The organism is Pseudomonas sp. Y3 TE3536, assembly GCF_053629175.1.
On the sequence record NZ_JBRJHU010000001.1, the window covers coordinates 3,988,868 to 4,005,410 of the forward strand.

7 protein-coding genes and 2 pseudogenes are annotated in these 16,543 nt (G+C 64.6%); 2 read left to right on the forward strand and 7 right to left on the reverse strand.

The genetic code is table 11. The annotated features are described in order from the left end of the window. Nucleotides 1-129: 129 nt before the first annotated feature. Together treS and glgB are read left to right on the forward strand one after the other, a co-directional pair. Nucleotides 130-3,447 (forward strand): maltose alpha-D-glucosyltransferase, encoded by a 3,318-nt coding sequence (treS, locus tag AB7M33_RS17960; protein WP_454243223.1) that lies wholly within the window; start codon nucleotides 130-132, stop codon nucleotides 3,445-3,447. Beyond that, nucleotides 3,448-5,658 (forward strand): 1,4-alpha-glucan branching protein GlgB, encoded by a 2,211-nt coding sequence (glgB, locus tag AB7M33_RS17965; RefSeq protein ID WP_099454766.1) that lies wholly within the window; start codon nucleotides 3,448-3,450, stop codon nucleotides 5,656-5,658. It begins immediately after the preceding gene. A gap of 128 nt (nucleotides 5,659-5,786) precedes the next feature. Here glgB and AB7M33_RS17970 read toward each other — a convergent pair whose 3' ends face one another. From AB7M33_RS17970 to treZ, 7 genes and pseudogenes are all read right to left on the reverse strand, one after another. Further along, nucleotides 5,787-6,863, reverse strand: a complete 1,077-nt coding sequence (locus AB7M33_RS17970) for an autotransporter domain-containing protein (protein WP_085272610.1) — start codon at nucleotides 6,861-6,863, stop codon at nucleotides 5,787-5,789. A gap of 391 nt (nucleotides 6,864-7,254) precedes the next feature. Further along, nucleotides 7,255-7,343 (reverse strand): annotated as a pseudogene (locus tag AB7M33_RS17975) (endonuclease/exonuclease/phosphatase family protein); the annotation flags it as partial. Nucleotides 7,344-7,392: 49 nt separating this feature from the next. Then, the gene (gene glgX / locus AB7M33_RS17980; RefSeq protein ID WP_085272612.1) at nucleotides 7,393-9,546 is read right to left on the reverse strand and encodes a glycogen debranching protein GlgX; all 2,154 of its coding nucleotides are present in this window, start codon (nucleotides 9,544-9,546) and stop codon (nucleotides 7,393-7,395) included. Nucleotides 9,547-9,699: 153 nt separating this feature from the next. After that, the gene (locus tag AB7M33_RS17985) at nucleotides 9,700-9,948 is read right to left on the reverse strand and encodes a DUF2934 domain-containing protein (protein ID WP_099428789.1); all 249 of its coding nucleotides are present in this window, start codon (nucleotides 9,946-9,948) and stop codon (nucleotides 9,700-9,702) included. Between the two features lie 14 nt (nucleotides 9,949-9,962). Further along, the gene (locus tag AB7M33_RS17990; RefSeq protein WP_454243224.1) at nucleotides 9,963-12,737 is read right to left on the reverse strand and encodes a malto-oligosyltrehalose synthase; all 2,775 of its coding nucleotides are present in this window, start codon (nucleotides 12,735-12,737) and stop codon (nucleotides 9,963-9,965) included. Beyond that, a pseudogene (malQ, locus tag AB7M33_RS17995) lies at nucleotides 12,734-14,804 on the reverse strand (4-alpha-glucanotransferase). Before malQ ends, AB7M33_RS17990 begins: the two are co-directional and overlap by 4 nt. Continuing rightward, complete coding sequence (gene treZ, locus AB7M33_RS18000; protein WP_454243225.1) at nucleotides 14,801-16,543, reverse strand: malto-oligosyltrehalose trehalohydrolase; 1,743 nt, start codon at nucleotides 16,541-16,543, stop codon at nucleotides 14,801-14,803. Before treZ ends, malQ begins: the two are co-directional and overlap by 4 nt.

Sequence of the window (16,543 nt, forward strand, 5' to 3'; positions counted from 1 at the left end):
CCTGGGGTTGTGAGCAAGACAGTTTACAAGGTCCACACACATCCTGTGGGAGCGGGCTTGTCCCGCGAATGGGCTGCAACGCAGCCCCACGAAGACTATCCGGTCTTGCAGAACTGAAAGGAGTCACCCATGGCCAAGCGTTCCCGACCAGCAGCCTTCATCGATGACCCGCTGTGGTACAAGGACGCGGTGATTTATCAGCTGCACATCAAGTCGTTCTTCGACGCCAACAACGACGGCATCGGCGATTTCGCAGGCTTGATCAGCAAGCTCGACTACATCGCCGAACTGGGCGTCAACACGCTCTGGCTGCTGCCGTTCTACCCCTCGCCACGGCGCGATGACGGCTACGACATCGCCGAATACAAAGCCGTGCACCCCGACTACGGCAGCATGGCCGATGCGCGGCGCTTCATCGCAGAGGCGCACAAGCGCGGCCTGCGGGTGATTACCGAACTGGTCATCAACCACACCTCCGACCAGCACCCGTGGTTCCAGCGCGCCCGCCTGGCCAAGCGGGGCAGCAAGGCACGCGACTTCTACGTGTGGTCGGATGACGACCAGAAGTACGACGGCACGCGCATCATCTTCCTCGACACCGAGAAGTCCAACTGGACCTGGGACCCAGTCGCCGGCCAGTACTTCTGGCACCGCTTCTATTCGCACCAGCCAGACCTGAACTTCGACAACCCGCAGGTGCTGAAGGCGGTGATCGGGGTGATGCGCTTCTGGCTCGACCTGGGTGTTGACGGCCTGCGCCTGGACGCCATCCCCTACCTGATCGAGCGCGACGGCACCAACAACGAAAACCTCCCCGAGACCCACCGGGTGCTCAAGGCGATCCGTGCCGAGATCGACGCCAACTACCCCGACCGCATGCTGCTGGCCGAAGCCAATCAATGGCCCGAAGACACCCGCCCGTACTTTGGCGAGGGCGATGGCGACGAATGCCACATGGCCTTTCACTTCCCGCTGATGCCGCGCATGTACATGGCCCTGGCCATGGAGGACCGCTTCCCGATCACCGACATCCTGCGCCAAACTCCGGAAATCCCCGCCAACAGCCAGTGGGCGATTTTCCTGCGCAACCACGATGAGCTGACCCTGGAGATGGTCACCGACCGCGAACGCGACTACCTGTGGAACTACTACGCCGAAGACCGCCGCGCCCGCATCAACCTTGGCATCCGCCGCCGCCTGGCGCCGCTGTTGCAACGTGACCGACGGCGCATCGAACTGCTGACCAGCCTGCTGCTGTCGATGCCCGGCACACCGACCTTGTACTACGGCGATGAACTGGGCATGGGCGATAACATCTACCTGGGCGACCGCGACGGCGTGCGCACCCCCATGCAATGGTCGCCGGACCGCAACGGCGGGTTCTCTCGCGCCGACCCGCAGCGCCTGGTGCTGCCACCGATCATGGACCCGCTGTACGGCTACCAGACAGTCAACGTCGAGGCCCAGTCCCACGACCCGCATTCGCTGCTCAACTGGAACCGCCGCCTGCTGGCGGTGCGCAACCAGCAGAAGGCGTTTGGCCGTGGCAGCATCCGCATGCTCACACCGAGCAACCGGCGCATCCTCGCGTACATCCGCGAATACACCGACCAAGAGGGCAACAGCGAAGTGATTCTTTGCGTGGCCAACGTGTCCCGCGCCGCCCAGGCCGCAGAACTCGAGCTGTCGCAATACGCCGATAAAGTACCGGTGGAGATGCTGGGCGGCAGCGCCTTTCCCCCGATCGGCCAGCTGCCGTTTTTGCTGACATTGCCGCCCTATGCTTTTTACTGGTTCCTGCTGGCGTCGCACGACCGCATGCCCAGCTGGCATATCCAGGCCACCGAGGGGTTACCCGAATTGACCACACTGGTGCTGCGCAAGCGCCTGGAAGAGCTGCTCGAGGCGCCTTCCAGCGATATGTTGGAAAGCTCGATCCTGCCGCAATACCTGCCCAAACGGCGCTGGTTCGCCGGCAAGGAAGGGCCCATCGACCAGGTTCGCCTGCGTTATGGCGTGCGTTTTGGCACGGCCACCACGCCGGTATTGCTCGGCGAACTGGAAGTGCTCAGCGATGGCGTCGCCAACCACTACCAACTGCCGTTCGGCCTGTTGCCCGAAGAGCAGATCAACAGCGCCTTGCCCCAGCAGCTGGCATTGTCGCGCGTGCGCCGTGGCCGACAGGTTGGTTTGATCACCGACGCCTTCGTCCTTGAGCCATTTATCCGCGCCGTGCTGCGGGCCTGCCAGGAACGCCACCGGCTGCCCTGCGGCAATGGCTTGGGCGAGCTGCGTTTCGAATGCACCGAACAGCTTGCCAAGCTGGGGCTCACCGAAGAGAGCCCTGTGCGCTACCTCAGCGCCGAGCAGTCCAACAGCTCGGTGGTGGTTGCCGATCGGGTGGTGCTCAAGCTGATTCGCCGGGTCAACCCAGGCATTCATCCAGAACTTGAGATGAGCGCCTACCTGACTGCGGCGGGCTTTACCAATATTTCGCCGCTGCTGGGGTGGGTCAGCCGCGTGGACGAGCACGCCACCCCGCACTTGTTGATGATCGCCCAGGGCTACCTGAGCAATCAGGGCGATGCCTGGGCCTGGACCCAGAACACCCTGGAACGGGCCATCCGCGACGAGATGGAACCGACCAGTTCGGCCAGCGAAGCCCACACCGATGCTTTGGCCGAACTCGATGGCTTTGCTGCCTTGTTGGGCCAGCGTCTGGGCGAGATGCACGTGTTGTTGGCAGCACCAACCGAAGATGCGGCCTTTCAGCCGCGCACAAGCGATGCCCAGGACAGCGAGCGCTGGAGCACCCAGATCACTGCCGAGCTGACCCACGCCCTCGACCTGCTGGCCCAGCACCGCGACAGCCTGGACAGCGACAGCCAGGCGTTGGTCGACGACCTGCAGCAACAGCGCGACGGCCTGACCCAGCACATCGACAACCTCGCCCGCCAGGCCCAAGGCGGCCTGTTGATGCGCGTGCATGGCGACCTGCACCTGGGCCAGGTACTGGTGGTGCAGGGCGATGCTTACCTGATCGATTTTGAGGGCGAACCGGCGCGCCCACTGGAAGAACGCCGGGCGCGTCACAGCCCCTACAAAGATGTCAGCGGCGTGCTGCGATCCTTCGACTATGCTGCTGCGATGATTCTGCGCAACGCCTCTGCGGTGGACCTTTCCGACCCGGCGCGCAAGGCTCGGCAACGGGTTGCCAGGCACTACCTGCACCAATCCCGCCATGCGTTTGTCGAGGCTTATGGCTTGGCTACCGCTGCCATGCCCCACGCCTGGCAACAGGCCGAAGGCGAGCGCGCCGCGCTGGAATTGTTCTGCCTGGAAAAGGCCGCGTACGAAATTACATACGAAGCTGAAAATCGACCGAATTGGCTGGCCGTGCCTTTGCATGGCTTGCATGGACTGATCAGTACCTGGGGAGAGTCATAGATGAATGCAACCACGCGTGATACCGGCGGTCTTCGGCAACGGGACCTCGACGCCCTGGCCCGCGCCGAGCACGCCGATCCATTTGCGGTACTTGGCCCCCATGGCGACGGCGCCGGCGGGCAGTGGGTCCGCGCCTTCCTGCCTAATGCCCTGAATGCGCGCGTGCTGTCGCGCCACGACGGCCGCGTGCTCGCCGAAATGGTGCAGGCCAGCTTGCCTGGGCTGTTTACCGCGCACCTTGATGACGCACAGCCTTACCTGTTGCAAATCGGCTGGGCCGGTGGTGAGCAGGTGACCGAAGACCCGTACAGCTTTGGCCCGCAGTTGGGTGACATGGACCTCTACCTGTTCGCCGAAGGCAACCACCGCGACCTGTCCGGGCGTTTTGGTGCCCAGCCGATGCAGGCCGATGGCATCGACGGCGTGTGCTTCTCGGTGTGGGCGCCGAATGCGCGGCGGGTGTCGGTGGTGGGTGACTTCAACAATTGGGATGGCCGCCGCCACCCCATGCGCCTGCGCCACAGTGCCGGGGTGTGGGAGCTGTTCGTGCCGCGGCTTGGCGTGGGTGAAACCTACAAGTTCGAAGTGTTGGGCAAAGAGGGCGTACTGCCGCTGAAAGCCGACCCGCTGGCCCGCGCCACCGAGCTGCCGCCGAGCACCGCGTCGAAGGTCGCAGGTGCGCTCAGCCACCCCTGGCAAGACCACGACTGGATGGCGCAGCGTGCACAACGTCACGCCTACAACGCACCCCTGTCGATCTACGAATTGCATGTCGGCTCGTGGCAGTGCGAGCTGGATGACCTGGGCGAGGTGGCGCGTTATTACAACTGGCGCGAGCTGGCCGAGCGCCTGGTGCCCTATGTGCAGGCGCTGGGCTTTACCCACATCGAACTGATGCCGATCATGGAGCACCCGTTCGGCGGCTCCTGGGGCTATCAGCCCCTGTCGATGTTCGCGCCCACCTCACGCTACGGCAGTGCCGAAGACTTCGCGGCCTTCATCGATGCCTGCCACCAAGGCGGCATCGGCGTGATCCTCGATTGGGTGCCGGCGCATTTCCCTACCGACGAGCACGGCCTGGCACGCTTCGACGGCACGGCCCTGTACGAATACGAAAACCCCCTGGAGGGCTACCACCAGGACTGGAACACGCTGATCTACAACCTTGGGCGCAATGAGGTGCGTGGCTTCATGCTGGCCTCGGCATTGCTCTGGCTCAAGCAGTTCCACATCGACGGCCTGCGTGTTGATGCGGTGGCGTCGATGCTGTACCGCGACTACTCGCGCAAGGCCGGCGAATGGGTGCCTAACCGCCATGGTGGGCGCGAGAACCTGGAGGCCATCGATTTCATCCGCCACCTCAATGGCGTCGCGGCGCACGAAGCCCCTGGCGCGTTGATCATCGCCGAAGAATCCACCGCCTGGCCCGGCGTCAGCCAGCCGATCCAGCAGGGCGGCCTGGGCTTTGCCTACAAGTGGAACATGGGCTGGATGCACGACACCTTGCACTACATCCAGAACGACCCGATTCACCGCACTTATCATCACAACGAGATGAGTTTCGGGCTGATCTATGCCTATTCCGAGCACTTCATCCTGCCGATTTCCCACGATGAGGTGGTGCACGGCAAGCACTCGCTGATCGACAAGATGCCAGGCGACCGCTGGCAGAAGTTCGCCAACCTGCGTGCCTACCTCACGTTCATGTGGGCGCACCCGGGCAAGAAGCTGTTGTTCATGGGCTGTGAATTTGGCCAGTGGCGCGAGTGGAACCATGACAGCGAGCTGGACTGGTACCTGCTGCAGTACCCTGAGCACAAGGGCGTGCAGCGCCTGGTCGGCGACCTTAACCGCCTGTACCGCGAGGTGCCTGCGCTGCATGAGCAGGACTGCCAGCCCCAGGGCTTCCAGTGGCTGATCGGTGATGACGCGCAAAACAGCGTGTATGCCTGGCTGCGCTGGAGCAGCAATGGCGAGCCGTTGCTGGTGGTGGCTAACTTCACCCCGGTGCCGCGCGAGGGGTATCGCATTGGCGTGCCGTTTGGCGAGCGTTGGGAAGAGCTGCTCAACAGCGATGCCGAACTGTATGCCGGGTCCAACGTGGGTAACCTGGGGGCAGTGGTAAGTGAAGCCGTCACCAGCCATGGGCAGCCGTTGTCGCTGGCGCTCAACCTGCCGCCGCTGGGCGTGTTGATCCTCAAGCCTGCCTGATAGGGTTTGCCTGATACGGCCTTTTCGCGGGTAAACCCGCTCCCACAGGTACTTCACTGCCCTCAGGACCAGTGATATACCTGTGGGAGCGGGTTTACCCGCGAAGAGGGCACCGCCGCATTAAGCCTTCACCACCGCATCCGCACCCCAAGGCTGCCGATCAGCCCATTGAGGTCATTGTCATCCACATCGCTGCTGTAATCCGCACTCACGAACAGCGCCACATTCGGCGTCACCCGGGCCACCAGGCCCAACCCTAATTCCACGGTGGTCGAGTACCGCGAGCTGGAGATCTTGTCGACCTGGTCCAGCTTCACCTCTTCAGCATTGCTGAAGTCATACCAGACGTTGGTGCGTACATAGGGTTCGATGGGCATGCCGCGCACTTCGTAGCGCCCGGACAATTTGGCACCGACCCGGCCGCTCCAGCTGGGCTGGCTGTCGAACGCCTGCAATGTCTCTTCCTGCACGCGGCTGCCGGGGAAAAACTGTTGGTTGATCAACTGAGCCTGTGGCTCGATCACCCAACCGCCGCCCAAGCCGATCGGGAAGCCGCCTTCCAGGGAGAAGGTCATGGCATGGCCGCTGTCGTCCAGGCGCTGGCCGCTTTCGCCACGGCCATTGATGTCGATGCGCGAACCCATGGCCACGGCATCCAGGTGCCAACCCCGTTCATGGGTCATGCTCCAGTACACCCCCAGGCTCTCGCCACTCAGGTTCACCGCATTGCGTTGCTTGTCGCCCAGCAGCGGGCGAATACCGTTGAAGCTGCTTTGCAGGTTGTTGTGGCCGACAAAAATACCCGCGCGGTGCACATTGCCTGCGCCGGTCTCGCGCAGGAACAGGTCTGGGCCGACCAGCAGTTGCTGGCTGGGGGCTTCGAGTTGGTCAGGCGGTTGTGCACCGGTGCGCGTGGCACCGGGGAAAAACTGCGACCACTGGCTGGCGACCAGGTCCGGTGCCGCCTGCCCGTGGCGTTCGGTCATTTTTTCCGAGAACGCGTTCAATGTGCCGAGGCTCACGCCGCTGGCGCTGACCGGGTCGAGCGATAGCTGCGGCATCGCCGGTTGCTGCAGGAAGCTGGGGGAGGTTGGGTCGTCCTGCAGTTCGAATGCGAAAGTTTCCACTGGGGTTGCCAGAAGCAGCGACGTGGAAACCGCGTAGAAAATGCTGTCGAAGCGCAAGGGATTCGAGGTTCTTTTCATGGCGGATCTCCGTTTATTTTTGTGGTACAGCCCAAGGACCTGGCCTGTTGTCACGAGCTGTACGGCAAAAACAGTGGGCGACCCAAACCAGCACGCCTGCTTTCGCAAACGCGCACGAAGGCGCGAGCTAGAGGCCCGGCGCGAGATCTTTACGACTAGATAATGTTCAGCTAAGGAGAGGGAGCGGCTTGCGTCAAGAAAGCGTGAAGGTTGTGTTCATTGCACATGATTTGGTTCAAGTGGCTGATTTGTTGAGTTAAATAGTCGGGTATAGCAAGGTTCGCTATTTGCCGCTGCCTGGCTATGAAGAATGATTGCTACAGCTTGACCTCGACCGACAGCGGCAGATGGTCGGAGAGGTGCGTCCAGGGTTTGTGCCCCAGAATTTGCGGCGCACCGCTTCGCCCAGTTCCGGCAGGATGAAGCGCCGGTTGGAGCCGTGAAACCCTTGTGGGTGTTGACCGTCAGGACCCACAGCCGGTGAACGGCTGGGGCCTGGTCAACAGTGGCGAAACCGGGCCCCTGAGGTTCACTCTTCCTCGTGCTGCAACACCATCAACAGCATCGAGCGCCCCTTCACCTCGAAGGTACTCTCGAACTGCAAGTGCTGCCCCTTGCGCAGCTCTGGCCGATCCGTGTCGACCAGGCAGCTCCAGTAGTCCCCTTCGGGCACCGCCGGCAGCTGGAACGGCACGGTATCGTGGTGGGCATTGACGATCAGCAGCACCGTCGCCTCGGCGCCGGGCCGGGCGATGCCGCTGACCTGTGCACGCCCGTCGATCAGCATGCCCAGGCAGCGGCCATGGGGGTCTTCCCACTGCTCGACGCTCATCTCGCTGCCATCCGGCGCCAGCCAGGTGACATCCTTGACCCCGATCGCCTCGTTGTAATCGCCGACCAAAAAGCGTGAGCGGCGCAGCACCGGGTAGGCCAGGCGCAGCCGGGTCAGGCGCTTGACGAAGGCCAGCAGCGCGGTGCCGTCTTCGTCCAGGTCCCAGTTGACCCAGCCGATCTCGCTGTCCTGGCAATAGGCGTTGTTGTTGCCATGCTGGGTGCGGCTGAACTCGTCGCCAGCGACAATCATCGGCGTGCCCTGGGCGAACAGCAGGGTGGCGAAGAAGTTGCGCATCTGGCGCATGCGCAGGGCGTTGATTTCAGGGTCTTCGGTAGGCCCTTCGGCGCCGCAGTTCCAGGACAGGTTGTTGTCGGTGCCGTCCTGGTTATTCTCGTCGTTGTCCTCGTTGTGCTTGCCGTTGTACGACACCAGGTCGCGCAAGGTGAAGCCATCGTGGGCGGTGACGAAATTGACCGAGGCATAGGGGCGCCGACCACGGTTGTTGAACATGTCCCCTGACGCGGTCATGCGCGAGGCGAAGTCGGCCAACTGGCCTTCGTCACCTTTCCAGAATGCCCGCACGGTGTCGCGGAAGCGGTCGTTCCACTCTGCCCAGCCCGGCGCGAAGTTACCCACCTGATAGCCGCCAGGGCCGCAGTCCCAAGGTTCGGCAATCAGTTTGACCTGGCTCAGCATCGGGTCCTGGCGGCACGCGACGAGGAAGCCGTGGCGTTCGCTGTAGCCGTCGTGGTAGCGGCCGAGGATGGTGGCCAGGTCGAAGCGGAAGCCATCCACATGCATCTCGCCGGCCCAGTAGCGCAGCGAGTCGGTGACCAGCTGCAGCACGCACGGGTGGCTCAGGTCGAGGGTATTGCCGGTGCCGGAGTCGTTGATGTAGTAACGCTTGTCGTCGGGCATCAGCCGGTAGTAGGAGGCGTTGTCGATGCCGCGCATGGACAGCGTCGGGCCTCGCTCGTTGCCCTCGGCGGTGTGGTTGTAGACCACATCCAGGATCACCTCCAGCCCGGCGTCATGCAGGTGCGCGACCATCTCCTTGAACTCGGCGATCTTGCCGCTGGCGAGGTAACGGGGGTGTGGTGCGAAGAAGGCGATGCTGTTGTAGCCCCAGTAATTGTTCAGGCCTTTGTCCAGCAGGTGCTGGTCGTTGACGAAGGCATGGATCGGCAGCAGCTCGATACTGGAAACGCCCAGCTCTTTGATGTGCTTGAGCAGCTCGTCGTTGGCCAGGCCAGCGAAGGTCCCGCGCAGTTCTTCGGGCACCGCCGGGTGGCGCATGCTGATGCCGCGGGTGTGGGCTTCGTAGAGGATGGTGCGCTCCCAGGGCACCTGCACACGCTGATCGCGGCCCCAGGTGAAGGCCGGGTCGATGACTTTGCATTTGGGCACGAAGGGCGCGCTGTCGCGTTCATCGAACGACAGGTCACCGTCGGGGTGGCCGATGGTGTAGCCGAACAGTGCCTCGGACCATTTCAGGCTGCCGACCAGTTGTTTGGCGTACGGGTCGATCAGCAGTTTGTTGGGGTTGAAACGGTGGCCGTTCTCGGGCTCGTAAGGGCCGTAGACGCGGTAGCCGTAGACCAGCCCCGGGTGCGCGTCGGGCAGGTAGCCGTGGTAGATCTCGTCGGTGTATTCCGGCAGCTCGATGCGTTCGATTTCCTGCTCGCCGGTGGAGTCGAACAGGCACAGCTCGACCTTGGTGGCGTTGGCCGAGAACAGGGCGAAGTTGACCCCAAGCCCGTCCCAGGTGGCGCCGAGGGGGAAGGGCATGCCTTCGCGAATGCGCGAGGGGGCGACCGAGCGGGTTTTCTTCGGGGTACGGGGGCTCATGGCAGTCCTCGAGTGACCGTGGTGGAAGGGGGATATGTAGGCCTGACCGGGCCTCTTCGCGGGGCAAGCCCGCTCCCACAGAGCCCCCACTGCCTCAAGCATGGTGATGATCCTGTGGGAGCGGGCTTGCCCCGCGAAGGGGCCCGTTCAGGTTTAACCGGCGGCGGGCTTTTTCACCGCGCGTGGCTTCTTCACAGCTGCAGGTTTTGCAACCGGTTCTGCCGCTACCTTCGGCTTGGCCGCGGCTTTCTTGCGCGGTGCTGCCTTGGGTGCAAGTGCTTCAGCTTCGGCAAGCTTGCGCGCCATCTCCCAGTGGCGTTCCTCCTCACCCACAGGCTTACCTTCCGATTCCCAGATCTGGTAGGCAAATTCACGGATACGTTTCTCATCGACACTCATCATGACGCTCCTGATGCTCAAGATTGTTGTATCAACACATTGACCGGAAATTCCGACAGTACGGCGCTCAACAGCAGCTCCTTTGTAGGGCTGACCGCAGCACTGGGGAAAAGTCCCGTCGAGTTGGCAGGCGACAAGGCAAACGGCAGTATCAGCCGGGTGTCGTCCCAGTTATGGGCCGGGATCAACGGTGTAGGGGCGCCGCCGAGCAGGCTGCTGGCCAGGCGTGGCGCAATGACAATGGCGCGTTCGTCGTCACCCAGGCGGGCAAACGCCAGCACCTTGTCGGCATGCCGACCCTGCACGGTCAGCGGCAGGTAAGCGCCACGCCGGAACAGCTCGGCATGCGCCTGGCGGCAGTCCAGCACCCGCGCGATCAAGGCCTGCTTGATGCGGCCGTCGCGCCAGTGCGCCAGCAACTCGGCGGGGGTAGTGGCGTCGTCCAGGGTGCGGCGCCTGAGCGCGTAATCGACGGGGCGGCGGTTGTCCGGGTCGACCAGGCTGAAGTCCCAGTATTCGTTACCCTGGTACAGGTCGGGCACGCCGGGCACGGTCATGCGCAATAGCGTCTGGACCAACCCATTGAGTGCGCCAGGGCAGGCGATGAGCTGGGCGGCATCGGCCATGGACTTGCGCAACTGCTGGTTCTCGTCATCCAGCAGCAGGCCGTCGATGTAGCTGGCGCAGGCGGCCTCGTAGGCCTCGTTCGGGGCATTCCAGCTGCTGCGCAACTTGGCTTCACGCAGGGCCTTCTGTTGCCATTGCCGCAGGCGCTCGGCGTACTGGCGCAGGGCGCCGTCATCGTGCGGGTCGAGGTTCAGCGGCCAACTGCCCAGCAGCGTCTGCAGCAGCATCAGCTCATCGCCAGGGCTGGGGGCCAGGCCGTCGTCCAGTTGCGCCCGCAGCGGCGCCGCCAACTCGCGCCAATGCTCCACCCGGCTGGCCAGCCACGGGCCGCGTTCGCTGAGCACGGCCAGGCGGGCGCGGGTGTCTTCGCCGCGCTTGTGGTCGTGGGTGGCGGTGGCCAGCAGGCTGTCGGGGAAGTCGCGCAGGCGCCGCTGAGCTTCGTTATGGAACACTTCGCTGCCTGCGCTGAAACGCTCGGCCTCGAAGCCCACATCGTTGCGCGACAGCAACCGGGCGCTGCGGTAGAACGCCGTGTCTTCCACGGCCTTGGCGGCGCTGGGCGCGGTCAGTTGCTGGAAGCGCACACAGGCATGGCGCAAGTGCTTGCGTGGCCGGCCCGGTGGCAGGCGGCGCCAGGGCTGGCCACCGAGCCATTGTTCGAGCTGGTCGAGCAGCGGCCAGTCCGCTTCGCTGAGGTCTTGGCGGGCATTGGCCAAGGCTTGCTGGAAGAAGGCTTCATCTTCTGCAGGGCGGCCGCAGGCGTTGAAGTAGGTGCGGTACACCGGGTAGTGCGCGACCAGCGCCTGCAACGCCCGGCGGATTGCGCCTAGGGTCAGGTCGCGGGTCATCAGGTCGTCGCGGGCCACCTGCAGCAGGGCCTGGGCCACCGATTCGCAGTCACCGGCCAGGCTGGCATTGAGCACCAGGTGGCGTGCCAAGCGTACTTCCTCGGGGAAGTCTGGGCGCTCGCTGACGTTGGCCCACAATTCGGTTAACGGCGCCTCGCCGGCCGGGTCGTGTTGCAACAGCGAGACCTGGTTCATGAACTCGTAGCCGGTGGTGCCGTCGGTATGCCAGTCCTGGTGCAGGTGCTCGTCAGCGCCGAGGATTTTTTCCACGTAGAGGGGGAAGTGTTCCAGCGCCGCGTTCAGCGGCCGCCGCGCTAACAGGCCGTCGACCCGTCGACGCAGTTTGCGGCAATAGCCGCGGGGGTCGGCCAGGCCGTCGATATGGTCGATGCGCAGGCCATCCACCAGGCCGCGCTCGATCAGCTCGAACAGCTTGGCGTGGGTGGCCTCGAACACCGCTGCGCGCTCGACCCGCAGTCCGCCCAGCTCGTTGATGTCGAAGAAGCGCCGCCAGTTGATGTCGTCGGCGGCAGTGCGCCAGCTGGCCAGGCGATAGGTCTGGCGTTCAAGCAGCAGGTGCAGGCGTTTGAGGCCGGCCTCGCTGCGGCTATCGAACGCGATCAGCGCCGATTCGAGGTCGGCGCCGTCGTTTACCAGGCGTGCCAGCTCAGCCTGCAAGGGCAGGGCATCGTTCAGCGGTTGGGCACTGTCGCTCAGCGCGGTGAAGTGCGCGGCCAACGCCTGCAAGGCGGGCTCAGGGCTTTGCGCAAGGATCCAGCCATAGTCGATTGGGCAGATCGGGAAGCGATGGTCGTAATGGGCAACTTCCAGCACGCCGTGCTGCTTGTCGAAGGTCAGCGGGATCTCGCCTTGCTTCAGGGCTGCGCCGTAGTCGCTGCCGAGGAAGGGCAGCAGTAACTGGCCGGCCAGCAGCGGGTCGCTGGAGTGCCACTGAATGTCGAAAAACTCCGCATACGGGCTGCGCCGGCCCCAGGCCAGCAGGCTTTGCCACCAGGGGTTGTCGGCACCGCCCACGGCCATGTGGTTGGACACGGTGTCGAGGATCAGCCCCATGCCGTGCTGGCGCAGGGCGGCGACCAGGCGCTGCAGCGCCGCCTCGCCGCCGAGCTCCGGGTTGACCTGGGTCGGGTCGACCACGTCGTAGCCGTGGCGTGAGCCGGCGCGGGCTTTGAGGATCGGCGAGGCATACAGGTGGCTGATGCCCAACTGGGCGAAGTACGGCACCAGCGGCACCGCGTGGTCGAGGGTGAAGTCGCTGTGAAATTGCAGGCGTAAGGTCGCGGTCAGGGGTTTCATCGGTCACGCTCCCAGGCTTGTTCGCGGGCCTGGGCCAGCAGTTCCAGACGCCGTGCGGCGTCTTCGTCGTCGAGCAGTTCGCGCACCGGCAGGGCAAAGCGCCGGCGCCAGTTGGGGTGGCCTGCAGTGGTGCCAGGCAGGTTGGGTTGCTCGTCGCAGCCCAGCAGGTCTTCGAGGGGCACCAGCACCAGCGGGGCGCGGGTGTGGCCGACGTAGCGGATGGCGGCGTCGATCACGGCGTCGTTATCGGGTAGCGGGCCGTAGTTGGTCTCCAGGGTACGGCGCAGGCCGTTGTGTTCTTTTTGGCGGTCGTGACGCCACTGCAATTCGGTGGCGGCATCGATCAAGTGCAGGCGATGGAACCAGTCGATGTCGCGGGTTTTCCAGCCAGCCGGCCAGCGGCGCCAGGTCATGGGTGCCGGTGGTGGCCAGGGCGCTGTCGGGCCAGTCGAGAATGGGCTTGAAGTGGCCAGGTTGGGTCTGTTCGAAAGGCAGCACGCGCATGCCCAGCACGGCCTTGTCGGCCAGCTGTTCGCGCAGGCCTTCGGGCACGGTGCCGAGGTCTTCGCCGAGGATGACCGCCTGGTGCCGAACCGATTCCAGCGCCAGCAGGCGCAGCAGGTCGTCGAGCGGGTAATTCAGGTAAGCGCCTTCGCTGGGTTTGGCGCCACGCGGGATCAACCACAGCCGGCGCAGGCCCATGACGTGGTCGATGCGCAGGCCACCGGCGTGGGCGAGGTTGGCCCGCAGCATCTCGATGAACGCGCGGTAGCCGTTGCGTTTGAGGCCTTCGGGCGAGAAGGCGCAAATTCCCCAGTCCTGCCCCGAACGGTTGAGAATGTCGGGCGGCGCGCCGACCTTGAGGTTGGCCAGCAACTCGTCCTGGCGGCTCCAGGCCTGGCTGCCGGCGCCGTCGGCACCCACCGCCAAGTCGGCGATCAGGCCGACCGACATGCCATTGCCACGTGCGGCCTCCTGGGCGCGCTGCAGGCTACGTTCGGTCAGCCACTGGCAAAAGGCGTGGAACTCGACCTTGGCCGGGTAGGCGTTGGCGAAGGCCTCGACTTCGGGGTGGTAGGGGTCGTGCCAGGCGCGGGGCCAATTGCGCCAGTCAGCGCCCAGGCCATGCTCCACCGCTTGCGCTTGCAACACTTCGAAGCGGCAATGGTGTTCCAGGGCTTGGCCAGCGGCCGTGCGGTAGCTGTCGAAGTCCTTGCGCAGCGGGTGGTCGCCCTGGCTGAAGTCCTGGTACAGGGCTTCGAGCAGGCGCAGGCGAGCAGCAGCGGCGCGCGGCCAGTCGACCAGCGGCTGCTGCTCTAGGTCTTCGAGCACCTGTTCCAAGCCGCAGGCTTCGATCGCCATGCGCACGGCGCGCTCGCCGAACAGGGCGGCTGGGCTGGCATAGAGGGTATTGAGCAACAGGCGGCTGGATGGCGAGTAGGGGCTGTAGTGCTCCTGGTCGATGGCCGACAGCGCGTGAATCGGGCTGATCGCCAAGGCATCGGCGCCGCGCTCGGCGGCGGTGCGCGCGAGTTGTTCCAGTGCCAGGCAGTCGCCATAGCCACCATCGCCAGTGCGCCGCAGGCTGTACAGTTGCACGGCCAGGCCCCAACAGCGTGGGGGCGGTTGGGCCACGCTGTCGGCCAGGCTGTAGCAGCGTGAAGGCGCCACGGCCACGGTGCAGGTGCGGCCGTCGATTTCCAGTGCGTGGTAGCCGAGGGGCAGCTCGGCAGGCAGGCGCCCCTGGTTGTCCAGGGTGAGGGTGCGCTGGCTGTTGTCTTCCAAGGTGCAACGCACGGTGCTGTTGGCGCTGAAGTAGCGGCCCAGCGCCAGGGGTTGGCCAAGCTCGACGGTCAACAAGGGCGGCAGGTGTTCGCTGTCTTCGGCGGCCTCCACGGCGCGCAGGCTGGCTTGGATGGCGTTTTCGTCAGCGGCGGGGTGGCCGAGGCCTTCGAGGACATTGCGCAGTACGTCATCGCTGACTTGCTGCGGCCGGGCATTGGCATCGATCCAGTCGCGGCTAAGCCCGACGCGGGCCGCCAAACGGTGCAGGGCGGTTTCGCTCATGGGCGCTCCTGGCCAGGGGGAAGCAGGCTGACCACGCAGCTGTACGCGGCCAGGGACGTATCGGGGTGGCGGGTGTCACTGCTGTCGAACAGCCGGCTTTCGGCGGGCGGCAGCACGACGGCTTGGGGGCTTGCGGACAGGTTGAGGTCAATGCGCAAGGTGTTGCCGTCGCCTAACTGCCAACGTGCGGTCAGCGCTTTGTCGCCGTGCACGTCAGCGCCCAGCGCACGGCTGCCCGGCAAGTACGGGATAACGTGGCGGCGGCGCAGGTCGAGCAACTGATGATAGAGGCCATGCCAACCGGCAATGACGTCCTTGTTTTGCGGCCGTGACGAGGCGAAGGTCTGTGCGGCATTGGGGTCGGGGATGCGTTCACGCTGCTCGGGGTCGGCGAAGGCGGCGAAGTGGGCGAATTCGCCCCGCCGGCCTTCGCGCACCGCATCGGCCAATTCGTCATGGAAGTCGGTAAAGAACAGGAAGGGGCTGCAACTGCCATCATCCTCACCCATGAACAACAACGGGATCATCGGCGCCAGCAGCAACAGGCCGGTGGCTGCCCGCAAAGCCTGCGGCGGGCAGAGGCGGGTCAGGCGCTCACCCAGTGCGCGATTGCCGATCTGGTCGTGGTTTTGCAAGAACAGCACGAATGCGCTGGGCTCGAGATGCCCGCTTGGCTCGCCACGCGGTGTGCCATGGCGGTTGGCCTGGCCCTGGAACACGAAGCCTTCCGACAGGCAGCGGGCCAACTGGTCGATGGGGCGCTGTTTGTAGTCGGCGTAGTAGCCTTCGGTCTCTCCGGTGAGCAGCACGTGCAGGGCGTTGTGGCCATCGTCGTTCCACTGGGCATCGAAACCCTGTTCCAGCAAAAAGGCTTGGTTGTGCTCGTTTTCCAGCACCAGCCAGATATGCCGGCCGGGCGCCACGGCAGCACGCACCCGTTGCGCCAGCTCGACCAGAAAGTCCGGCTGGTCGATGGCATGCACCGCATCCAGGCGCAGGCCGTCGCAGCGGTAGTCGCACAGCCACATCAAGGCGTTCTGGATGAAAAACTCACGCACTTCTGCGCGGCGGAAGTCGATCGCCGCGCCCCACGGCGTTTGCCGGTCTTCGCGAAAGAACGGGCTGGCGTACTGGTGCAGGTAATTGCCATCCGGGCCAAAGTGGTTGTAGACCACGTCCACCAACACCATCAACCCTTCGCCGTGCGCCTGGTCGACCAGCGCGCACAGTTGCTGCGGGGTGCCGTAAGTGTTTTGTGGCGCGAACGGCAGCACGCCGTCGTAACCCCAATTGCGTTCGCCTGGGAACTGCCCCAACGGCATCAGCTCGATAGCGCTGATGCCGATTTCGGCCAGGCGCGGCAACTGCCGGGCAACCCCGGTGTAACCGTCCAGCACGCCGACGTGCAATTCCTGGATGACCGCCTCATGCCACGGCCGTCCCTGCCAGGGGTGCTGCCAGGCATAGCTGGTAACATCCACCACCTCACTGGGCCCTTTCACCCCTTCAGGCTGGTAGCGCGACGCGGGGTCGGCGACCAGCAATGTGCCGTCCACCCGGTAACGATACCGATCACCGGCCTGACACGGGGCAACGCCCGTGTACCAGCCATCATTGTCGGGCAGCAGTGCTACAGCAGGCTGCTGCTCCAGTTCCACGCTCACGCTGCGCGCATCCGGCGCCCAGAGGGCGAAGCGCGCCGACGTGGCGTCCAGCAAGTGTGCGCCATGCCTGTGCAT